Here is a 22,942-nt window from a genome sequence, read left to right as displayed (position 1 = left end):
TGACCTGGTCCGGACAATTGTCCGCGGGTGGCACTCAGCGGAGACTTCGATCGGCCATCGCGGTGCCGGATTTAATTAGCCTCAATGTCAGGACGATATGGCCGCCAAGCGCGGCTGGAACTCCCACACCCATCCTATTTCTACGCCGGGCCCGAAATTTGCCGCAGTGCTCGATCGGCGCCCTTCCGGCGGAGGTTGATGCGATCTAGATCCTGATCTCTGAACGGAAGTCCCGGCACTAGGCGGACATATGCCGGCGGCGAGGATCATGAAGAGCGACACCCTCTCCTATCCCCCACGGGGTCTCTCACGCGAAGAAGCCGCCCGATACGTCGGCGTGGGCGTTACCAAATTCGATCAAATGGTTGCTGACCGCCGCATGCCTAGACCGAAGAAGGTTGACGGCCGCGTGATTTGGGATCGCGTGAAACTCGAAGCCGCCTTTACCGAACTACCTGGGAGACGATGAAGAAAATATCGTCGACTTCCTGTTGCAAGGGAATCATCGCAGGGAATAGATTCGGTCCGCCATGAGCGACAAATATCCCGGCCTCTCCTCCTACACCGACCGACACGGCAAAGTTCGCTGGCGCTATCGGACGAAGGAGCGTGTGGTTAGTCTGCCGGCCCCCGATCAACCGGGATTCAAGGAGGCCTACCAAGCCGCGGTCGAGGGCCGGAAAGTCCCCAAGGCTCCTGTCGTCCAAATGCCTGGAACTGCCCTGCCCGGCACATTTGGAGCCGCCTTTCAACGATTGAAGATTTCTGTCAAGTGGCTGGCCCCTTGATAAGGCCAGCAAGTTCGGAGGGTGTGATGCGTTGGAAGAAAATCAATGGCTTAGCGGATGGTTAGCCAGTCCATATCCTTCGTATGATCTCGTATGGTCTGGCGGACCGAACAACAAGGAGACAGATTGAGTGCGTCCCCTCTCCCGCTGCAAAAACGACGCATGAGGCAGTGCAAGTACCTTGGTTGCAGGGGACGCCCAGCCACTGAAACCGACATTCGCTAGTCGTCGGGTTTTGATCGTGGCCGTGGACTCCGAGATGGCGCAGATATCCAGAAGTCGCCACGCTTCCTGGTTTGTGATTTCGGCAGACCACTGCCAAACCGAGTGCTTACCGCGTTGTCGCCGCATTCCGAGCTTTACCAATTGTCTCCGCTAGCCTCCAGGGACCGGCCTCCCAATGAATGTTCGAGATGACTGAGTTGCGGCCGAATGCGGACAGACGGCCTCGAAGGCCTCTTTGCCAAGGAACGACTTGGATGCGAGGCACGCGCTTCCGTTCTTTGGCTACTCACATATTGGCGACGAAGATCGAGGCAATCCCGGAAAGCCTAGTTTATCCGAGATGTAATTCCCATTCCAATGGCGAGAGCCGCAATGCCATAAATGAGGGGAAGCATTTTCCCGCTTATCCCCGATCTCAGCAGAGTGTGCCCTAGATGATCCGTGCCACCCACCCAAGGACGCTTATTGCGCAGCAGACGACTGGTAACAACGAATGCGGCGTCGACCAAAGGAACGGCGATCCAGGCAACCACCGGGACTGAACCTTGCCCACCTGCCGTTAGCACCACCGCCGCGCCAAGGAAGAAACTGCCGCTGTCGCCCATGAAGACGCGCGCCGGCGGATAGTTAAGGCACAAGAAGCCCATGCATGCCCCCGCGCCAGCAATACCAGCCTGCTCTCCAAGGCCCAGAAAAGCCGCGGCAACGGTGCTGGCAGCCAATCCATCCGCGTGGTCGAGCATATTGACTGCATTGCATGCCACCCAGATGGCCAAAGGTATCCACCAGAGACCTGTCAGGATGCCCGCCAGGATCGCTACACCAGCCAAAGCCGCGGCTTTGACACCGGCTGATAGGGATCTAATATCGTCCAAGCCCCCGACCAGACAAAACAAAGCCAGCAAAATGATGTGATTGATCGGAAGCCACGGCGACATCGCAGCCAGGAAAGCAGGCCCCGCCAGTCTCGGAATCTCGCCGGATGTGTGCCAGCGATCACTCTTTACTCGCGAGACAGCCCCGATTCGTTCAGCAAGGCGTGCGAACAGCCACGTCCCAAGAACTGCTATGACAAAAGCGCCGAGGAACGGGACCAATGAGCTAAATGTCAAGCCGTCACTCGTTCAATGCGCATATGCTCGATGCAATCAAGGATCGTTTGTCTCGTGCTTCTCACAGCACGCCAGCCTGTCACCGTAGTCAAAAGGTTCGTATCTGGAACCCGATCGTAAGTGACGGCGAACCTGTCACCGTAGACCGCGTTGGAAGGCTTCATGACGATGGGAGCGTTCGTTTTGGCGGCGTCAACCACCATCTTGGCAAGATTGCCGATCTGAACGGGCTCGCTTCCACCCAGATTGACCGGCCGTCCGTGCAGGGAACGGGACTGCATAACCAACAGCAAACCTTCCGCAGCATCGGCAACGTGCAGGAATGCCCGCCTCTGCTCGCCATCGTCATGCACAATGAGCGGCTCGCCCTTCAACGCGGCGTGGACAAAGACAGGTAGCACCAAGCCGGTTGCCGGGCTCTGGCGAGGTCCGGCCATATTGAATGGTCGCACGATCCAGGTCGGAATCCCGAACTCGAAAAACAATCCCGCGACCAGATGCTCGATCGCCGCCTTGGCTGCCGCGTAGCCCCAGCGCGGCCGCAGATCCGTAGTCACAGGATCAGCCTCGATGATTGGGCGATCGCGCCCGGAGCCATATACTTCCGAACTGGACGTAAAAAGGAGCGGCCGTCGGTGATATCGGCACGCCTCAATGACCGCAAAACCCGACTCGATAATGCTTCGAGTAACGGCGAAACGCTCCTGATGAGCAAGCTGAACCCCGATCGGACTGGCAAGATGGAAAACAGCGTCCGCTTGGCGAACCTCCTCGTGGACGGTCGCACTGAATGTCGGATCGCCGATCCTGAATGTGCGGACCGTGAGCCGGGGGTCCTTCACCGCAAGGTTACGCAGTGAGCCGTTCGAAAGATCATCAACAACAGTTACGCTGCAATTGCGAGAAAGCAGCAAATCGACCAGTGCCGACCCAAGGAAGCCCGCGCCGCCTGTGACCAGGACATGCGTTTGCGGCCCGAACTCAACCATGCTCGCACTATGGTTGCCCACCGTGACCCTCCTGATCTACCCGTAACCTCGCAATGCACGGGTCGGCTTGTTTATACAGTCAAGCAAGGAGCGAACAACCCGTTTTTTGTCGAGCGGGGATCAATGGTCTCGACGTACAACAGCAATCGCCCTATGCGATAGGCAGCCGGAAAAACAGGTTGCCCCCAAACAAAGGGCAGAGCCGACTCTAACGCCTAATTACAAGTATCTCGATTTTGGACATCCAGAGCGAAACAAATTCTGAGCGTATCCCCATATTTCTATGAGGCGACATCGCTGAGCATGCGCCAATGTTCGAATGAGTGAGGCCGCAGAAAAGGCTGCGCATTACGTGGATCCGTTATCGACTCATCGAATGCGCTTACGCTATTTACGTCTTGTCAGATCGGCGGGACAGAGGTTTGAAATCCGACTATCGCCCAGACATTGATGGGCTGCGCGCGTTAGCCGTTGCGGCTGTCATTCTTTTTCACTTCGAGTTGCCTGGATTTCAGGGCGGATTCGTTGGCGTCGACGTCTTTTTCGTGATCTCCGGCTACTTAATTACGCGCTTGTTGACGGCCGACGGCGGCAGGTTGTCGCTGCTCGAATTCTATGGTCGGCGAGCCCGCCGAATCCTGCCGGCCATGTTGGTGATGATCTGTTTCTCGCTCGTGGCGGGCTGGTTCCTGCTTCTTCCCGGCGACTATGCCGGGTTGGCGCGAAGCGCGGTCTATTCCACACTTGGATTGGGAAACTACTACTTCCTGTGGAACACTGGCTATTTCGACCGCGAGGCCGCGCTTTTGCCGCTGCTGCATCTGTGGTCGCTCGGTGTTGAAGAGCAGTTTTACCTTGTATGGCCCGCCCTGCTTCTTTCTTGCGCCAGGATCGCACCGGGCCGACAGCTTCCCGTCGCCGCGCTCATAGCCGGGGTCGCGTTGGCCAGCTTCTCGATCGGACTCTATCTGGTGGCGGTCGATCCGAAGGAAGCTTTCTACTTGCCCTTCTGTCGAGCCTGGGAACTGGCTCTCGGCGCCCTGCTCGTCTTCGCGCCGCCCATAGAACGCCGGGTTGTTGCCGAAACGTCCGGGCTGATTGGCCTTTGCCTGATGGGAGCTAGCATCGTCTGGCTGTCGCCCAGCCAACCCTTCCCTGGTCTTGGCGCTCTTGCACCTGCGCTTGGCGCAGCCTTGCTCATCTGGCCGCGCAGACCGTCAGCAGTGTCGACGCTGCTTGCAAGCACGCCTTTGCGATCGACGGGTAAGATATCTTACAGCTTTTATCTTTGGCATTGGCCGATCCTGGTCTTTTTCCGCCACTACGCTGGCACGGCGATGCCGACAGCGATGGAAACATCGATCCTCATCGCAGCGGCCTGGTGGGCGGCCTATCTCTCCTGGCTGTTCGTCGAAGAACCCATTCGCCATCTGCGCATACCTGCATCCAGAACTCTCGTCGCGGGAGCTGTTGCCGCGGTGATCGTTTGTCTCAGTGCCAATGCGATATTCGAAGCCGGCGGCTTTACCGGGAGAGTTTCAAAGGACGTCGAGGCCATGCGCAGCCTTGATGCGATGTGGGATTGGCAATGTCCACAAACAGTCAACGTTCCCGAGTTGGGAAGCAGCTTTTGCGCCTTCGGAGCTCAATGGCGCAACGCCGCGCACCACGCCATTGTGTGGGGCGACAGCCACGCCGAGCATCTTGCGCCCCTGTTCGACGCGGTGGGCAAAAGAGAAGATACGGCATTCTTTCTCTACCGGGCCTGCCCGGCAGCATTTGGAGATGGGGTCCACCGGGACTTTCCGGAGCAGCCGAATTACCAGGAGATTTGCGCGTCATCTCGCAAGACGGTGCGCAGCATGCTGGAACAAAGAGAAGACATTGACCTGGTGGTCTTGTCTTCCGCCTGGACAAGCCTTTCCTATACTGATGTCGTTGCCGATGACGGACGGCAAAGTGACAAAGTCCTGTTGTTACGCGATGGTTTGCGCAACCTCGTCAGGGACATTGCTAGTCCCCGCCGGCGCATTGGCATCATCGGGCAGATGCCTGGCCCGGGACTAGATTTGACTTCGTGCGCAGTGATGCGCGCAAGCGGGATGCTACGACGCTGTTCCACCGAAATGGATAGCGCGCGAATCTTTCGGGTTTGGTCGCCTATGGTCAGCGCGCTCAGATCGCTCACACGGGAACATGCCGTTTTCTTCGTGGATCCTCTCAAAGGGATGTGTCCGGACGGACACTGCGCCACCTACGTCAATGGCGAGTTCATCTATCGGGACGCTTCCCATCTGCGCCGAAACCTGAAGCCATCGACCGAAGACACGATTGCGCAGATGATGGGGCTTTACACGGCTCTCGATGCAAATCGGGAAGAAGCCCCGCTATCGGCGGCGAACGCCGATCAATCCCAAGCAGCCCTCAGAAGCAATTGAACGGGAACCCGGGCACCCTACCCACATCCTCAAAAGCGGCCGAGCTGGGCTGCCAGGAAAACAGCGCCGCCCTGCCCTTTGCAGGGCATGCCGGCACAGCCTTATCCAACATCACGTCAGCGCGGAGCCAATATAGACCAGAAATAGACGGCCTCAGAGCGCTTGCCGTCTCAGCAGTGCTTCTGTACCACTTGAGAATTGCCGGCTTCTCCGGTGGCTTTGCCGGCGTCGATGTTTTTTTCGTGATCAGCGGATACCTGATCACCAGCGTCGTGGTGGCTGAAGACAAGTCAGGATGCTTCAGTCTGGCGCGGTTCTATGCGCGCCGCGCTCGCCGCCTCCTGCCGGCATTCTTCGCGACGTTGGCGCTTTCGTGCATAGGCGTATATTTGCTGTTTGCCCCTCAGCACATGGACAACTTCGCCCAATCGTTGGTGGCAACAATATTCGGCGCTTCCAACGTCCTATTCTGGCGCGAGTCGGGTTATTTCGACCTCGCCGCGCGGCTGAAGCCGCTACTGCACACTTGGTCGCTAAGCGTGGAGTGGCAGTTCTATCTCATCTGGCCATTGCTGCTGTCGGCACTGCTGGCCTGGTATCCCCAGCGCATGCAATGGCTGATTACGGCCATCGGGGCATTGAGCTTTGGCCTTATTCTCGCGTTTCAGGACGGATCATTTTGGCCGCTTGCACATACGCGGGTTGCCGAATGGGTCGCCGACGGCCAAGCGACCGTCTTCTACAACATGCCTTTCCGGGCATTCGAATTCGCTTGCGGCGGGGCTTTGGTGTGGCTCCCCAAGCCGCGCTCCCTCATTATCCACGAATTCGTCATGTTGGTAGGGCTGGTCCTGGTTCTGAGCGCCATCTTGATTTTCGATACCGGGTCGGGGGCTCCGGCTTGGAATATGCTCCTGCCGGCGGTCGGAACCGCGATGGCCCTGCACGCGGATCAAGCACGATGGACGGCATGCGTTCTTCGCAAACCTCCCGCCCTCTATATCGGTCGCATCAGCTATTCGCTCTACCTCGTCCATTGGCCTTTGATCGTCTTTTGCGAATATGGTCTGCTTCGATCATTGCTGCCGGCGGAAGCCGCCCTTGTCGGTTTGCTATCTCTCATCCTGGCGGCCTTAATGTTTCACCTGATTGAGGAGCCGTATCGAAAAGGCCGATTTTTGATAACCCCGCTCAGACTGTCATTGGGGGGCCTCGCCATCTTCGGCGCGGTCAGCTACGCGATGTCAGGGGGAATGCCCTGGCGGATACAGCACCTTGCAGCAGGAGATGAGTTCGTCGACACTTCAGCATTGAAGGCAATTACTGGCTCTTTGGCTTGCGAAGATTTCTGTGAGTTCGGGAATCTTCGAAGCCCAAGAAAGATCCTGGTCGTCGGAGACTCGCATATAGACCATTACACCCGCGCTCTCGCAGAGCTTGGTGGACATGAGTTCCATTTTTTGCTGGCGCAAGCCGGGAATTGCTATTTTGGTGCGGATCTTCAGACCCGGACGACCGGCGCCATCACGCGACATTGCCGGGCGGCAAACGGCCAGGCCGCGCGTTGGTTACAGGCTGGCGGCATCCTGGCGATCGTCCAGGGCCAGCGCTGGCCTGGATATCGCAACCTCCTCGAGCGAAAAGCCGATGGCGCTCCCGTCGATTTGCCGGATCTGGAGAAGCTGTTTCCAGCGATGCTTAGGGATCTTGCGAAATTATATGCAGGTTTTCGTGGTCCGGTCATCCTGATCGGCAATGCCCCAAATACCAACCTGATTTGCGCTCTGAGACCAACATATTTGTCATTGCCATGCCCAATACCTTCGCGAGTGGAGCATTTTGCCTTTAAAGCGGCGTTTGACGCGTTCGCGCGAACGCATCCCGATTTCGACATGGTGGACCCGGTCGACACAATATGCTCAGCAGTCAAGTGCAGTGTGACGGACGGCCAGGGACACAGTCTCTACGTCGACGACCACCATCTCTCGATTTTCGGTGCGAGGCTCGTTGTCCCGAAAATCATCCAGAGACTCGAGACCGATCTGTCGGTGTCAACACGGCAGCCATCGTCGCAATCGACCAAGCGATGATCATGCCCATAAGAGCAAAGCACAGCACGCTGACTGAGGTCGGAACCGTGATTTCATAGTCGCGGTCGTTCCTCCGGGGATCGCTTGAATCCGTGGTCGCGAACAGAACTGCGTCCCGCCGACGGAATGTGTACTGGCCGGGCCCGACCGCTGGCCATGCATGCGGGGTCCAATTCACCCGCCGCAGGGGTTTGCTGTCCTCACTCATGTAAGATACTTGCGAGGGAGAAATACCGGCAATGGTGTTGAACCGGAATAGGCCGGGAAATTGTGAACGCGGCAGCAACGTCTCATATGCGCCCCGTGCGGTGAACGTGGCCTGGCCCTGGAGTCGCCCGGTTGAAAGCGGCGGCGTGACGAGAAGGATCGCGATGCAGCCCGCAACAAACATGCCCACGCCTGCTGCGGTACCGAAAGCAAAGCCCCAGGGCGCACCCTCGCCTGTCGGTGGTGACTGTCGAGTAGTCCCTTTGCGCTCGGCAATCATGCCGCCAATTCCCAGGGCAACAGGCAGAAAAAGAGAGGGCGTGAGCAAAACGTCATGGGACGTCAGCATCACCCCTGTGACGGATATACCAAGGCCTAGATCCCCGGCGCTCCGGGCAAAGCAGAAGGTGAATCCAACAAGAGCGATTGGGACAAGCCAGCCGAGGTGACCGAAGGCGATTGCGAAGAGGAGAAAGGTGTTGTGCGGCGCCAAGTCCTGAGCTTCTTTAAGTCCGCGACCAAAGAACCCGCCTTCCCGGTAGGCAAGCATGCCGCGTTGCAGAAAGAGGGCTCGTGCCGAAATCGAGTTTCTTATGCCCTCGTCAGTCAGGCGTTGGTCGAGGGCCTGCATCTTGTTGACGCTCCTGGTCGGGCTGACCTCGGGCGTAGAGGGAGAGCCCCAAGAGAATGCAGCGACCGCGTCTGCTGGTTGATCCGCATTGCGGTCCGAAGCTGAACCCGTCGCAGGCTTCCCCGGCGCCAGCTTGGTGTCCGCAGACATGCTCGGACCGGACGGAGCCGGTTGCTGGGTCAAAACATCTTCAGTCGCAGCCGCGGCCACTTCGCCCGAAGGAGGTGGACCATCAGCCGCATCGACAGCCTCGGATGCTTCGTCGAGTGCCCTGCTGAGCGACAAGACCCCGGCGAAGGATTCATCGATAGCCAGCCGGAAATAGGCGTTTGTGGCCAATGCGACGCCGATAACACCCAACAGCGCAAACGCGACGATCCCCGCCCTCCCCCAGCCCTGGAGATTGATGTGAAAACGTCGGTCTCGCCGGTATTGCTGCCAGAGTTGAACCACCAGCGGCGCTACCGCGGAACCAAGCGCGGCGAGCAGGGTCGACCGCGACAGCGTGGCAAGCATTGCTGCACCCACCAGAACAAGGAAGCTAGCACGCCACTTTTGCGAGACTGAACGGTAGCTCGCCGCAGCGCCAAGCAAGAGGCCGGCCGCCGCGACATTGGGGTTAATCGCCAAGCCGGCTGCCCGGCCTGGTGTGTTGGTGAAACCGTTGCCAAACAGAAGATCGAGGAAGCACGTCAGCGCGCCAAGCGCGGTGACACAGGCCGAAACGCGCAACGCCATCGCAGCGTTAGAGGCGAGCATGAAGACAATTCCGGCGCCGCCAAGAAAAAGCGTGATCAGATAACACTTAGCGACAATCTCGACTGGATGCAGCGCGACCGGGACAACAGCCAAGATCGCGGCAATGGCAAGCGGAAAAATCGCCCTGCGCACGTCCGCGCGCATCGCAAGTACGGTAAGCGCAATAGTTAACACACCGCCATAGAGCGCGTGGAACACCAGCCGAGCGAACTCATCCCGCCCTGTGAAGAACGGCAGAAAATACGGCATGAACCAGCACTGGTAGAGAACAACGATGAATGTACAGAGGCCCGCCGATATGTTCGCGCCCATCGACCCTAGCAATTGCATCGAATTGGCTGAGCGTTTCGGGTGGGCTATCCCGCTCATTTTTCAATTCGCCAGATAAAGGCGTTCATATGCATCGACCATAGCCGCTGTGGAATATCGCTCGCGCATCTTCCGCTGACGAAACTCCCGTTCGGCTGGTGGCTCCGGCAGCCGATCAAGAACGGCAAGAAGGCCGCGAGCCAGATCGGCGGGGTCTCGCGGCCTAACCAGTGCACAGCCGGGCATGCCGGCGACAGCTTCCGGGTTTCCCCCGACGTTCGTGGCAACGACGGGAAGACCTGCTGCGAGCTTTTCCATCAAAGCGTTGCAAAAGCCCTCTTCGTGGGAGGCGATCACACCGATATCCATGCCGGCCAGCAGCCCGGGAACATCATCGTGCATCCCCAGAAGGCGCACTTTCGCCTCAATTCCGAGGCGCCGCGATTGCTCTATAAGAGCCGGTCCAATCCCCCGATCCTGCCCTGCGATGAACAGTGTTAAATTCGGCCGCCTCTGGCTCGCCTCGGCGAAAGCCTCGATGAGATCCCCGTGCCCCTTGTACGGGATCAGATTGGCGACAATGGCGATGCCGATGTCCTCGGGCGTGAGACCCAGGCGTCGCCGCGTGTCGTCCCGACGCCGCCCCAGATCATCGAAGCGGCTGAGATCAAGACCGTTCGGGATCACAAGGACACGATTGACGTCATAGCCATCGCGAGCCGCCATATCGGCTGCAACTGCACGCGAATTCGCAACAACCACGTGAGAGAGCCGGTTGGCTATCCGATCCATACGCTGCAGCCGTGGCCATCGCTCCTGGTGGTTGCCAAGGCCGCGTCGCGAGGTGATGACGAGGGGTGCCAACGCCAATCGCCCCGCAAGGGCACCCAGGAAATTGGTCAAAGGCAGGAATGCATGAACGGCGCGCGGACGAGACGATGCGATCCTACCGGCAAGCGATGCGACCGCGGCGCCGAGAACCAGCATCGCCTTCACGCTTGGACGGGTCTTTCGGGCGACACCCGGTTTGGCGTCTGGCTTGGCTGAGGTGGATGAGGTTGTCGGCCGATGAAGCCCGTATGATATTGGAACCCGGGCGCGAGTAAGGGATTCGGCCAGGACGCCGCCAAACGAAAGCGAAAAGACCTCGACCTTCCAGCCCCGTTTCTTCAATTCCCTGGCAAGCAGCACAAGCTGACTTTCCGTTCCGCCGTGATCGAGTTGACCGATAACGAACAATACGCCTCGACGACGCATCCTCCAGAGCCTGGAAGACGACGTAATCGAGGACCTTTGTGCCTCGGCATCAGTCATCGGCGCTTCTTCTCGCAGCACCATTTCCCAACCGCATCATTATGACTGACTGGCTTGCCACAGGGTGCAGGACCTCCGCAAGCCTAAGCTCCGGTCGGCAATGAAAGTTCACAACAAGTCATGTGCGAGCGATTTTATAGTCGAAATGACATCAGGAAAGCGCGCCAGAAATTGGACGCGAAACGGAAGCTACTTTTTTTTCGCGGCGCCGAAGCAGCGTGCCGCCGCCAAAAAGCAGCATCCCCAAAACGAGGAGCATCAATGGGGGAACCCATTTCAAGTGTTCGAATTTTGCCTCGTACGCACGCACGTCTTTGAAACCTTCGGCCGTCCCAAGCGGTTGCCACGGTTGAGCATAGGCGTCCTTCACGAGATTAAGCATCGATCCGAATTGACCGTAGTAGGAATCGATGATCGACGGATCCTGTCGTATCTCGGCAAGGGAATGCGGAACGAACACACCATAGTCGGCATCGAGAACGTAGCCGTTCGATTGAACGACGGTGTGGGAGGGCGCAGTGTAGATTGTCGCATCAATCCCCTGGTCGGCGAGCACCGAGTAGACGATTTTTGAAACCTGCGAACAGAAGCCATATCCGCGGTCGAGAGCTTTGCGGGGCGTAACAAATTCGTAGTTCTGCAGGTTCTGCTGGTATTCTGGGTGAAAGCTCAGCATCCAGAGCAGGTAGTTATCGAAAGCGCTTATCCTGGTGTATGGCGTATCAGTTGCGGCCCAGCTGTCGCTCTCCGTCCAATAGTGCACCATCCCGCCTGCAACCGTCTTGGTCAGTCGAGCGAGATACCGTTGCATCGGTTCATCCGGCCTGCGGTAGAGGTCCTCGACATCCCCGACTTCCTCGTCGAATCCGAGTGGCCCTTCGATCGCGGCCGCGGGCGGCGTCGGGTAAGCACCGACCAACCCGAGGGGATAGGCTGAGACAAAAATCAGGAAGGCTGTTCCGGCCACGGCCAGATAAATCCCCAACGCGCGCGCCGTCCCTGCCACGAGGCTGGAGAACGGCGTTCGGGCGCGGATCTTGATGACATCGCTCATCGTTTCAACGTAACACTCCCCACGGCCGCTGCCTCGCGTCCACCGCCGGGAAATTGTGGACACTTTAATCTCGTGTTTGCGGTACAAAATTGTCAATCGGCGCCAGTTGTGGCTTGTCGTGAGCCGGGCAATACATTTGCATTGGGCGCTCTGAAGACGGACAGTGACCTGACATTGAGCGAAAACCGAAATTCGGGCAGCACTCTGAACACGCTTCGGCACCTGTGGAGACAGGTCCCGAAGCGTCGGCAGAGGCAATTGTTTGGGCTTTTGTTGCTGATGGCTTTTGGCGCCCTTGCCGAAGCCGCCACGCTCGGTGCCTTGCTCCCGTTTCTTGCCCGTATTGCCAACCCCGCAGCGATCGGCGATCAGTCGTTGCTCGCCCGCCAACTCGCCGGCTTCAGGCTGCCCGGCTCGCCCGACAGCCTTCTCGGTTTGACGGTCCTGTTTTCGGTGGTTGCGATCACCGCGGGTATCGTGCGCATCTTCCTGACATGGGCCACGAATTCTTACGTCTTTTCGTTGGGCCATGAACTGGGCGTTCAAGTCTATGATCGCGTGCTTCACCAACCCTATAGCTACCACGTTTCGCGCAACTCCAGTTTCGTCCTGGCTGCGCTGCGTCAGGTTCAGGGGATCACCGCAGGTGTGATGCTCCCGCTGCTGCAATCAATCAGCGGCGTAATCATCGGCGTTTTCATAGTCGCTGCCCTTTTCGTTCTAAGCTCCTTCATCACCTTCGTTATTTTTGCCGGCTTCGGGGCTGTGTATATCATCATGTCGCTAGCCATCCGCAAGCAACTGAAAAAGAACGCTCGGATTATCGCCAGCGTCCAGGCCGAAGGCATTCGCTCCGTGCAGGAGGGTCTGGGCGGCATCCGCGACGTCATCATCAATGACACCCAACCGTACTTTCTGTCGCGATACACCGAGCTTGACAGTCACATGCAGCGCGCCAATGCCACAAACGCGCTCGCTGCGGGCGCCCCGCGTTTCGCGATCGAAGCAGCGGGCATGGTGATCATCGCGGTGCTTGCATATTTCCTGATCACCCGCACCAACAATGCCGGTCAAGTGCTTCCGATGCTTGGAACATTCGTTCTCGGAGCTCAACGTTTGCTCCCGTCCATGCAACTCGTATACGGCAATTGGGCGCTCATACTGAGCAATCTTGCCGGTGCTGAAGTTGTGCTCAACGCGCTCGAGACGCCACTTGGCCCGGAATGGAACCAGCCTCCTCCCGAGAGGCTGCAATTCGATCGAACAATTGCGCTAAATAATGTGTCGTTCCGCTACGCCTCCGACCAGGCCCCCATACTCGAGCGGTTCAATCTTACGATTATCAAAGGAAGCAAGATCGGATTCGTCGGCAAGACCGGAAGCGGCAAAAGCACAACGGTCGATCTGATAATGGGTCTGCTGGAGCCGACGACGGGAACGATAGAGATCGATGGGCAGAGGCTGGATGGCACCACGCGACGCGCCTGGCAAAGACAGATCGCCCATGTGCCACAAAGCATCTTTCTGGCCGACGCTTCAATCATCGAGAACATCGCGTTTGGCATCGACCCCGCCAAGGTCGACCGGGACCGCGTCCGCATTGCTGCTCAGCAGGCCGCTCTGGAGGAATTCATCGAAAGCTTGCCGCACGGCTACGAAACGCGGGTAGGCGAGCGCGGAGTGCGCCTGTCAGGCGGTCAGCGGCAGCGCATCGGCATTGCACGGGCGTTGTACAAGCAAGCGTCGGTGCTCGTCTTCGACGAGGCCACAAGTGCGCTTGACAAGGAAACCGAATCGGCTGTCATGGAGGCAATCAGGGAACTTCCTGCTGGGCTAACTGTGCTGATCATCGCGCATCGCCTGACAACTGTCGAAGATTGCGATGAAGTCGTAACCCTCGAAGATGGTCGGCCGCATGTCTCGACCAGACCGGGTGGACGGACCGCTCAGAGCGAGCTGCTTTAGTTTCTCGCCGATGAAGGGATGCTGCATTCGCGGAAAAGGAACTCTGTACACGCCTCGCCGGTGGATATCCTGATCAGCTCGAACCTTTTCTTCAGGTAATCGACGACCGCCTGGTCATCGGCAAATTCCATCGGCCAGCCGCCGAGCCAGTCGCGTACGTCGGTCATGTAGCTCATGCCGCGCCCTTTTTTCTTGTCGAAAATCTGCTTCAGGAGCAGCGGCCATCGCAGCGGGTTGCGACCAAGTCCGAAGCGCCAGATGTACCAGTATTCCATCAGCCGCCTTTGACGGGCGTCAGCGGCGTTGTAGCGGCGCTTCACATCGAGCCAGAATTGCGCGGAGGGCTTGACGACATTCGACGAATAAAGGGCGATGAAGAGGAGACCGCCGGGCGCCACCCTGCCGGCCGCGTTCTCGATCGCCTGCCACATCGCGCCGGTATGGTGGAGCACACCCCAGGAATAGACGAGGCTCCAGGTGCCCAGCTTCTCCATATAATCGAAATCGAGCACGTCACCGCGCTCGACGGTCCAGTTCAAAGGCTCACCCGCGAGCTGTCGCAATTTTCCAGTTGTCTTGACCGACAGCGGGTCGAAATCGAAGGAATGGATCCGTTCCGCCTTGGCATCAAAGGCTGCAAGCGAGTGCAATCCGCTACCGCTGCCGATGTCGAGGAAGTCTATCCCCTCGAGGCTTTCCCTGCCCAGGAAGGATAGCAGCTTCTTGATCGCCATCTCGCGGCGGTCACTTGAATAGTGCTTGTCAACGAACGCAGCCCAATTGGCTCCGAATTCGTATCGGTCCGATGACGACTTTTCTGCACCTGTCATTATGCGCCGAGCCCGGTTTCGATAATTTCCATCATCCTTTTGGTAACCCTATGAATATCATAGCGCTGCTCAGCGATTGTCCGACTACTTTTGGCCATCCGATCGGTCTCTTCCACGTTGTCGATCAACCGGATCATGGCCTCTGCCAGAGGACCCGTGGCACCAACCGGCACCAGCAGTCCATTCACTCCGGGCACGATCGGGGCCCGGCAGCCCGGCGCATCGGTCGTGATGACGGGGCGTCCCATTGCCATCGCTTCCAGGACCGAGCGTGACGTCCCCTCGCGATAGGACGGGAGCACAAAGATGCGTGCTTGGGCGATTGCCTTACGCACATCCTCGACAGGCCCCTGATAGTGAACTGTGCCGTCCCTGACCGCGGCCGCGACTCCCGAGAGCGGAAATCCGGCGGGATTCGGGTCCCTGTCGCCAACGAGTTCGAATTGAGCTTCAGGTCGGGCCGCCTTCACCAGTTTCGCCGCGCCCAGATACTCGGCCAGACCTTTGTCGCGCAGCAGGCGGGCGATCATGAGAAATCGCGGTTTGGTCGGAAGCGGCGCCATCTTGAAGCGGTCGAGATCCACGCCCGAACCGTCGATGACATGGGCGGGCGTCCGCCCAAGCAATCCAAGGCGACGAAAGTCGTCACGATCGTCGTGGTTCTGAAAAGTCGCCGTTGTGGCCCAACGCAGGCTGAGAGCGTAAAGGCATCGCGCCACCAGATTGACAATCCTCCAGCGCATCGACTTATGACGATCAGTGAATGCATAGCCAAGTCCGGTTATTAGCGCGTGTCGGCGCGATACCCCGGCGACCGCCGCCGCCGGTATGCCATAGACAATCGGCTTGATCGCACAGGTCAACACGACCTGCGGTTTGAGTTCCCGCAGCATTGTGTAAAGGCGAAACAGCAATCGCACGTCGCCGAACGGGGCTATGGCGGCACGCTCCATTGGTAATGGATGGAAACAGATACCGTTTTCGGTCAGCCAACGAACAGCGCTTGCGTCAATTGGCGCTGCGGCATGAACCTCATACCCGGCAGCTCTCAGCGCGAGCAGAAGATGTCCTCTGGTCGTTGCCAGGGATTTTGGCTCACTCACCATGACGACAATGCGTTTCATGCGCTCGATTTGTGTTGAGCCCTGACTTCCGGCCGTCTCTTTTAAGTTTCCGAGACCCGAAACCCAAAGGCCGACTAAGGTTTTCCACAAAATCGATCGGCCTCAGCAGACGAAACATTTTTGAGTGGAGACTTTGGCTTCCAGAACCGGACATCGTTGAATTGACCCAGTGCCTGCCATAAAACGCCTCGACTAGTAAGTGACCGGGGGAATATCGAGGATGTTGGAACGGATCGCGGTCATCGGCCTGGGATATGTCGGTCTGCCGGTGGCTGTTGCATTCGGAAAGGTTTTCCCCGGAACGATCGCGTTTGACGTGAGCGAGCGGCGGATTGGCGAGCTGCGCAATGGCATTGATCGCACGGGAGAGGTCGAACCCTCGGCACTCATGCAATCTTCGATCTTGCTTACAACCGATCGGGAGGCCCTGAAAGCCGCGACTTTCTTCATTGTCGCGGTGCCGACCCCCATCGACGTCAACCGCGCTCCGGATCTTGGTCCCCTGAAGCTGGCATCCGAACTTGTTGGAGAAGTGATAGGCAAAGGTGCCGTTGTTGTTTTCGAATCGACGGTCTACCCTGGGGTGACCGAAGACTTTTGCGGGCCAATCATCGAGCGAATTTCCGGCCTGCAGCATCCCGTCGACTTTGCCCTTGGCTATTCGCCAGAGCGCGCCAATCCCGGCGACCGTGAGCATTCGTTGCAACGGATCGTCAAGGTGGTCTCGGGCGAAAACCCCGAGACGTTGGAGCGTGTAGCAAGCGTCTATGGCCGTATCGTCGATGCCGGCGTCTATCGGGCCCCATCGATCAAGGTCGCGGAAGCGGCGAAAGTCATCGAAAACACGCAGCGCGATCTCAACATTGCGTTGATGAACGAGTTGGCGATGATCTTTGAGCGGCTTGAGATCCGTACGCAGGATGTTCTTGATGCCGCATCGACGAAATGGAACTTTCTTCCCTTCAAACCGGGCTTTGTGGGCGGCCACTGCATCAGCGTCGATCCATATTACCTGACGGCAAAGGCGGAAGCTGAAGGCTATCATCCGCAGATCATACTTGCCGGCCGACGCATCAATGACGGCATGGGAGCATTCGTGGCTCAGCAGATCGTCAAGCAGCTGATCCGTTCGGACGTGCCCGTAAAAGGAGCTTCAGTCGGCATTCTCGGGCTGACATTCAAGGAGGACGTGCCCGATCTGCGCAACAGCCGCGTTTTTGACCTGGTTACGGAATTGAGACAATTCGGAATTGCTCCAAAGGTCCATGACCCGCTTGCCGATGCCGAAATCGCAAGACGTGATCATGGCGAAACAATCGTGCCCATTGATAAGATGAACGATTTGCAGGCGCTTGTTCTGGCTGTGCCGCACAAGCATTATCTGCAAGGAGAGAAGTCTCACATTTTTCAGATGATCCGGCCAGGAGGGACGCTGTTCGACGTCAAGTCTGCTATCAAGCCGAATGAAATTCCCGACCAGATAAGATATTGGAGCCTTTGAGACTCGGCCCGAAATGAACGCCAGGAATACGCTGTGACAGCATCGACCAGACCGATCATGATCACCGGCTCAGCCGGGTTCATAGGTTTTCACCTCTGCCACAGGCTGCTCGCCGAGGGTAGGCAGGTCGTCGGTATCGATTCCATGAACGAGTATTACGACGTCGCCCTGAAGCAGGCGCGCCTCGAGCGACTGAAAGCGTTCGCGAACTTTCGATTCGAGCATGCCGATCTCGCCGACCGCGATGGCATCTCTGCTGTCTTTGCGTCGGCCGTGCCGGAGATTGTAGTCAATCTCGCCGCGCAGGCGGGCGTTCGCTATTCTCTGGTCAACCCGCACGTCTACGCGCAAAGCAATCTCAACGGCTTCCTCAACATCCTGGAAGGGTGCCGGCAGGCCTCGGTCGGCCATCTCGTCTATGCGTCGTCGAGCTCGATCTATGGCGGCAGCACGCGCATGCCGTTCTCGGTGCATGATTCCGCCGACCATCCCCTCAGCCTCTATGCAGCCAGCAAGAAGGCGAACGAGCTGATGGCCCACACCTACAGCCATCTGTTTGGGCTGCCGACGACGGGCTTGCGCTTCTTCACCGTGTACGGTCCGTGGGGACGGCCCGACATGGCGTTGTTCATCTTCACCAAGGCCATCCTCGCCGGCCAGCCGATCGACGTCTTCAACCATGGCAACATGCAGCGGGCTTTCACTTACATTGATGACATCGTTGAAGGTATTGTCCGCGTCATAGGGCGACCCGCCACAGCCGATCCTGCTTGGTCGAGTGACTCCCCCGATCCGGCGACCAGTAGCGCGCCCTACCGGATACATAACATCGGCGGCGGTTCACCCGTTCTGCTGACCCGGTTGATTGAAGTCCTGGAAGACGCGCTCGGGCGCAAGGCCGCCCGCAACCTGGTGCCGCTCCAGCCGGGCGACGTTCCCGCGAGTTTCGCCGACGGCAGTACGCTCGAAGAGGTCACCGGCTTCAAGCCCAGCATCCCGATCGAGATCGGCGTCCCGCGCTTCGTAGAATGGTATCGCGAATACTATCGGGTATGATCGACAGCTTCGGTGGACAACAAATGATCGGCAGTCTATGAATGCGCGCTACGATTTCGGTCGCAACTGGTCCGGACTTGCAGAGGGTTTCGAGGAAGAGCATCTGAGCCAAGCATGCGCGGATCTCCGTCGCCTCGTCGGAAACCTTAGCGGCAAGACGTTTCTGGATATAGGCTGTGGATCTGGCCTCCATTCTGCGGCCGCTCTCCGGCTCGGGGCAGCCAGCGTTACGGCGCTCGATTATGACCTAGGCTGTGTCGAAACTACCCGGGCGGTGCTTTCCAAGTTCGCGCCGAATGCCGAATGGAGTGTAGGGCCCGGCGATGTACTTGCCAGCGCATCGCTACCATCCGGCGCATTCGACATCGTCTACTCATGGGGCGTCCTACACCACACGGGAGACATGTGGACGGCGATCCGCAATGCGGCCGGATTCGTCGGGCAAGGCGGAAAATATGCCATTGCCATCTATCTCAAGACGCCTCTGTGCGGGTTGTGGACTGTCGAGAAAAGGCTCTATTCCTCTTATCGCTGGCTACGGCCGCCGGTGAAGGCGCTCTTTGTGTCAGCTTACTTGTCGGCAAGAGCACTTCGTCACAGGGACGCGATTTCCTTCATGAAGAACTATCGAGCGCGCCGGGGCATGGAGTTCCTGGCCGATGTCGATGATTGGCTGGGCGGCTACCCTTATCAATCGACCACGGCCGGAGAGTTGGAGGCGTTCGTCGAGAAGCTTGGGTTTCGGACCGGAAAGCGTTTCAACGTCAATGCGGGACTTGGCCTTTTCGGCACCGGCTGCGGTGAATGGTGTTTCGAACGAAACGATCTCAGCCTTTCTCACTCTGATCTCGCGACCGGCAAAGCAAGTACGGGCCAGGCTGTAGGGGAGAGTTGAGCCGAATGTGCGGAATTGCCGGCATCATGGGCGGAATAGCCGCCACAAGCAGCGGGGCCGGGAGCGTGCGCCGCATGGCCGACATGATTCGTCACCGCGGACCGGACGGGGAAGGCATCTGGACCGATGCCGAAGCTGGCATCGCACTTAGCCAGCGCCGATTGGCGATAATTGACCTGTCCTCGGCCGGCGCCCAGCCGATGATTTCGCACAGCGGCCGCTATGTGATCGTCTTCAATGGGGAAATCTACAATCACGGTGAGGTGCGGACGGCTCTTGACCGGGACTTTGGCGCAATCTCCTGGCGTGGACACTCCGATACGGAAGTTTTTTTGGCCGCCATCGAGGTGATGGGGCTACGGCAGGCGCTTCAATCGGCGGTCGGCATGTTTGCGTTCGGGCTGTGGGATCGCCGACAGAGGACACTCACTCTCGGGCGCGATCGCCTTGGGGAAAAGCCCTTGTACTACGGTCGCATCGGGAAAGCCTTCGCGTTTGCCTCGGAACCCAAGGCCTTTCATTCGCTTCCGGACTGGCGCGGCCAGATCGACCGCGAGGCGTTGGCGCTAATGATGCGTCACAATTACGTCCCAGCCCCCTACAGCATCTATCAAGGCATCCGGAAACTAAGGCCGGGTCAATTTATTGTTCTTTCCGATCCTGCTAGTCAGCCAAGCGCCGAGAGCTACTGGAGCGCCAGAGAAGTCGCCGAGCAAGGTAGCCACGAGCCGTTCCAAGGAAGCAGGGAAGAAGCCGTCGATGAAGTCGAGCGCCATCTGCGACGCGCGCTCGAGGGACAGATGATTGCTGACGTGCCGCTCGGCGCCTTCCTGTCGGGCGGCATCGACTCCTCGGCGATCGTCGCAGTCATGCAATCGCTAAGTTCCCGCGCTGTGCGGACGTTCACGATCGGCTTCAGCGAAGCAGGCTTCAATGAGGCGCATCACGCTAAACAGGTGGCGCGCCATCTCGGAACTGAGCACACCGAGCTTTATGTGAGCGATCAGGATGCGCTCAATGTTGTTCCGCAACTGCCCCGCATTTATTGCGAGCCGTTCTCCGACTCCTCGCAAATCCCCACCTTCCTGGTTTCGAAACTCGCGCGCGGCAGTGTCACCGTTGCGCTGTCGGGCGATGGTGGAGACGAGCTTTTCTCCGGCTACTCGCGATACTCGTTCGCTGATGCGTTCTGGAACAAGCTCTCCCGTATTCCGATGGGGCTGCGGCGCGCCTCGGCCAGCCTGGCGACAGTCCCTTCACCCGGTTTCTACGATAATCTCGCAGCTGGTATCATGCCGTTGTTGCCCCGGCACCTTCGCCGCGAACGCATAGGCGACAAAATTTATAAAGCTGCATCCGTTCTTAACCTGCGAAACGCCGGCGATGTTTATCGGCGTCTATGCTCGCATTGGGAGCCGGCCGACGTCGTACATGATGCGGTTGAGCCCCCCACTATGCTGACAGGACTTGAACCGCTCCCGACCCTTCCGGGCGATGTCGAGCGTATGATGTTTGTCGACCTGATGAGCTATCTGCCAGACGACATCCTGGTCAAGGTCGACCGCGCGGCAATGGCAGTCAGTCTCGAAACCCGTGTACCGCTACTCGATCACCGCCTCGTGGCCTTCGCCCTTTCGCTGCCGCTTTCCATTTTGCGGGCCGAGGGGAAGACAAAGTGGCCGCTCAGGCAATTGCTCTACAGGCATGTTCCGCGAGAGCTCGTGGAACGTCCCAAGATGGGCTTCGGCGTACCCATCGACGCCTGGCTACGCGGTGCCCTGCGCGATTGGGCGGAGGCACTTCTGGATGAGCGCCGGCTGCGCGAAGATGGGTTCTTTCAACCAATGTCGATACGGCGCGCCTGGTCTGAACATCTATCCGGACAAGGCAATAATCAGTACCTGCTTTGGGACGTGCTAATGTTCCAGTCCTGGCGGGAAGCAACAGAGGGCGCCTCAGCGGCGGTTGCGGCTTGAACAGGCGCATCGGCACTATCCTGTCAGATGCCAAAGCGATCAGCCATACCGACTCGGATGAAGAACCTAAGGCTGGATCGATGGAAAGATCTGCGCCCGGACCGTCAGCAAAGGCAACGGGCCTATCGACTTCCTCTCCGCGCCACCTGACGGCTGAACAGGTGAACCGGTACTTCTCGGTCGCCTGCTTCTTTTCGCCGCCGGTGCTTGGATCGGTGGTCAGCTTCGTTTTTCATGGTGGCGCGCTCTGGTCCTTGGCGCTGCTGGCCGCCGGGCGCCGCCGCCTCAATATCGACGGGCCGATGCTTGCAATGTCCCTCGCCATGTACGCCTATTGCGCGGCACAGGTCGTGGCCTCCATTGTCAACGGCACATTGCGGTCGGACATGACGCACTTCCTTCCGCTGGTCACGTTACTACTGTTTCCTGTTTCCTATTCGACCTGGAGCATTACCGACAAGTCGGATCTGGCGCGCCTGGCCGTACAAGCGAGCGCCGCAGCGTGCGTCGGTGCGCTGGTGTTGGCCGCTGTCCAGTATCACGGGATCGGCATGCTACGAGCCGAAGGAGGTGCCGGAAATCCGATCGTGTTTGCAACGGTTACCTGTCTTGCGGCGATGACGTGTCTTGCTGCCGCCCTGTCTGGAATAGAAAAAGCCTGGAAGCCACTCTGCGCCGCCGCGCTCGCAGGCGTCATAGCGACGGTCTACTCCGGCTCACGGATGATCTGGGTGGCCTTGCCGATCACCGCTGTCTCGGTCCTTGCGATCAATCGCAAGAGGCTGACATGGCCGGAAATGAGGCGTCTATTGGTCATGGCCGCGGCCTCCGGCCTGTTAACGACGGCGATCACCTTTCCAATCGTCGCGGAGCGCACGCATGTGCTTTTCGACGACTGGAATTCCCTCGCAACGAAAGGGGATCATTCCACTCCACTAGGGTTGCGGGTCGGGCTGTGGGAAATCGGATTGGATGCTTTTCGCCAGGCGCCATTCTTCGGGCACGGCATGTCCGCCAGCCGCATGATTGCTAAACAAGGGTTCAAAGACCGCTTCGGAAATCAGGGACTCAGCCACTTTCACAACGGCTTTCTGACCGCAGCGGTGCAGGCTGGACTTGCCGGCGCGGTTGCCTTGGCTGCCATCTTTCTCGTCGCTTTGTGGAATGCGACTGCGGTTCTGCGCTCCAGCGTCGATCCGACAGAGCGCTTTGGCGCAACGATGATCGTCGTTACAGTGACAATATATCTTGTCGGCGGACTGGCGGGCATGCTCATCGGCCACGACATTCTTGACTCGACGCTAATGGTTTTTTTGCTTTCGGGGACGTACCTGGCTTGCGGACGAAGGATTCCGCCGCTGCGCTGACCAGACCACTTGCCATGCCGCGACAGCGATTATGGCGCTTCGTTAAACTGCCGCTGAGATCGCTGGAGCGGCTCCCGAGGTCCTGTTCCCAAGGAACTGGCTAACGCCTCAGTTCGACAAAAATTTAGCGATCTTCTGCTTTAAGGCCCTGCCTAAGCCGAATTCCTTGACCCCGAAATGCTGCGTAAGCGCTGTTCCGACCGCACCTTTCGCGGGTTGCGTTAAGCCGCGATGCTTGGAGCCTTTGAAGGCTTCGACACATGACGATTTCAGAGCTTACGCTTAAATCCAAGGACGAGGAGCCGATCCGTC

16 protein-coding genes are annotated in these 22,942 nt (G+C 58.5%); 9 read left to right on the top strand and 7 right to left on the bottom strand.

Going from position 1 to position 22,942, the window contains the following annotated elements; translation table 11 throughout:
- Positions 1-268: 268 nt before the first annotated feature.
- Positions 269-469 (top strand): hypothetical protein, encoded by a 201-nt coding sequence (locus tag LB565_RS28655; protein WP_224589440.1) that lies wholly within the window; start codon positions 269-271, stop codon positions 467-469.
- A gap of 870 nt (positions 470-1,339) precedes the next feature.
- Here LB565_RS28655 and LB565_RS28650 read toward each other — a convergent pair.
- On the bottom strand, positions 1,340-2,125 hold the full coding sequence (locus tag LB565_RS28650; RefSeq protein WP_224589439.1) for a glycosyltransferase family 4 protein: 786 nt from the start codon (positions 2,123-2,125) through the stop codon (positions 1,340-1,342).
- Entirely contained in the window at positions 2,122-3,135 is a 1,014-nt protein-coding gene (locus tag LB565_RS28645; RefSeq protein WP_224589438.1) for an NAD-dependent epimerase/dehydratase family protein, read from the bottom strand. The genes LB565_RS28650 and LB565_RS28645 overlap by 4 nt, the downstream gene beginning before the upstream one ends.
- Positions 3,136-3,536: 401 nt before the next feature.
- Between LB565_RS28645 and LB565_RS28640 the strand changes: the two genes are divergently transcribed.
- Together LB565_RS28640 and LB565_RS28635 are read left to right on the top strand one after the other, a co-directional pair.
- Positions 3,537-5,552 carry an acyltransferase family protein gene (locus LB565_RS28640; RefSeq protein ID WP_224589437.1) on the top strand — a complete coding sequence of 672 codons (2,016 nt, stop codon included), beginning with the start codon at positions 3,537-3,539 and terminating at the stop codon, positions 5,550-5,552.
- The gene (locus tag LB565_RS28635; RefSeq protein ID WP_224589436.1) at positions 5,549-7,642 is read left to right on the top strand and encodes an acyltransferase family protein; all 2,094 of its coding nucleotides are present in this window, start codon (positions 5,549-5,551) and stop codon (positions 7,640-7,642) included. The genes LB565_RS28640 and LB565_RS28635 overlap by 4 nt, the downstream gene beginning before the upstream one ends.
- On the opposite strand, the gene LB565_RS28630 is transcribed toward LB565_RS28635, so the two are convergent.
- From LB565_RS28630 to LB565_RS28620, 3 genes are all read right to left on the bottom strand, one after another.
- Entirely contained in the window at positions 7,572-9,608 is a 2,037-nt protein-coding gene (locus LB565_RS28630; RefSeq protein ID WP_224589435.1) for a hypothetical protein, read from the bottom strand. The genes LB565_RS28635 and LB565_RS28630 overlap by 71 nt on opposite strands.
- A gap of 3 nt (positions 9,609-9,611) precedes the next feature.
- A complete protein-coding gene (locus tag LB565_RS28625; RefSeq protein WP_224589434.1) occupies positions 9,612-10,862 on the bottom strand; it encodes a glycosyltransferase in 1,251 nt (416 codons plus the stop codon).
- 151 nt (positions 10,863-11,013) lie between these two features.
- Entirely contained in the window at positions 11,014-11,916 is a 903-nt protein-coding gene (locus tag LB565_RS28620; protein ID WP_224589433.1) for a hypothetical protein, read from the bottom strand.
- 258 nt (positions 11,917-12,174) lie between these two features.
- On the opposite strand from LB565_RS28620, the gene LB565_RS28615 reads away from it, so the two are divergent.
- Positions 12,175-13,881 carry an ABC transporter ATP-binding protein gene (locus LB565_RS28615; protein WP_224589432.1) on the top strand — a complete coding sequence of 569 codons (1,707 nt, stop codon included), beginning with the start codon at positions 12,175-12,177 and terminating at the stop codon, positions 13,879-13,881.
- On the opposite strand, the gene LB565_RS28610 is transcribed toward LB565_RS28615, so the two are convergent.
- Together LB565_RS28610 and LB565_RS28605 are read right to left on the bottom strand one after the other, a co-directional pair.
- Positions 13,878-14,615, bottom strand: coding sequence for a class I SAM-dependent methyltransferase (locus LB565_RS28610; protein ID WP_224589431.1), 738 nt, complete (start codon positions 14,613-14,615; stop codon positions 13,878-13,880). The two genes, LB565_RS28615 and LB565_RS28610, sit on opposite strands and share 4 nt — an antisense overlap.
- 95 nt (positions 14,616-14,710) lie before the next feature.
- Positions 14,711-15,835 carry a glycosyltransferase family 4 protein gene (locus LB565_RS28605; protein ID WP_224589430.1) on the bottom strand — a complete coding sequence of 375 codons (1,125 nt, stop codon included), beginning with the start codon at positions 15,833-15,835 and terminating at the stop codon, positions 14,711-14,713.
- Positions 15,836-16,055: 220 nt separating this feature from the next.
- Here LB565_RS28605 and LB565_RS28600 point away from each other — a divergent pair, with 220 nt between their 5' ends.
- From LB565_RS28600 to LB565_RS28580, 5 genes are read left to right on the top strand one after another with little or no spacing between them, the layout of a single operon-like run.
- Positions 16,056-17,336: a nucleotide sugar dehydrogenase gene (locus LB565_RS28600; protein WP_224589429.1), complete on the top strand. Its 1,281-nt coding sequence runs from the start codon at positions 16,056-16,058 to the stop codon at positions 17,334-17,336.
- A 57-nt stretch (positions 17,337-17,393) separates the two neighbouring features.
- The gene (locus LB565_RS28595; protein WP_224589445.1) at positions 17,394-18,392 is read left to right on the top strand and encodes an NAD-dependent epimerase; all 999 of its coding nucleotides are present in this window, start codon (positions 17,394-17,396) and stop codon (positions 18,390-18,392) included.
- Between the two features lie 37 nt (positions 18,393-18,429).
- Positions 18,430-19,287, top strand: coding sequence for a class I SAM-dependent methyltransferase (locus tag LB565_RS28590; RefSeq protein WP_263488691.1), 858 nt, complete (start codon positions 18,430-18,432; stop codon positions 19,285-19,287).
- A 5-nt stretch (positions 19,288-19,292) separates the two neighbouring features.
- Positions 19,293-21,263, top strand: coding sequence for an asparagine synthase (glutamine-hydrolyzing) (gene asnB / locus LB565_RS28585; RefSeq protein WP_224589428.1), 1,971 nt, complete (start codon positions 19,293-19,295; stop codon positions 21,261-21,263).
- Entirely contained in the window at positions 21,260-22,630 is a 1,371-nt protein-coding gene (locus tag LB565_RS28580) for an O-antigen ligase family protein (RefSeq protein WP_224589427.1), read from the top strand. Before asnB ends, LB565_RS28580 begins: the two co-directional genes overlap by 4 nt.
- Positions 22,631-22,942: the final 312 nt, after the last annotated feature.

Origin of the sequence: Mesorhizobium sp. CA14, assembly GCF_020165195.1 — a bacterium.
Classification (GTDB): domain Bacteria; phylum Pseudomonadota; class Alphaproteobacteria; order Rhizobiales; family Rhizobiaceae; genus Mesorhizobium.
The sequence above is the reverse complement of the archived record's forward strand: the minus strand, read 5'-3'. Positions and strand labels throughout refer to the sequence as shown.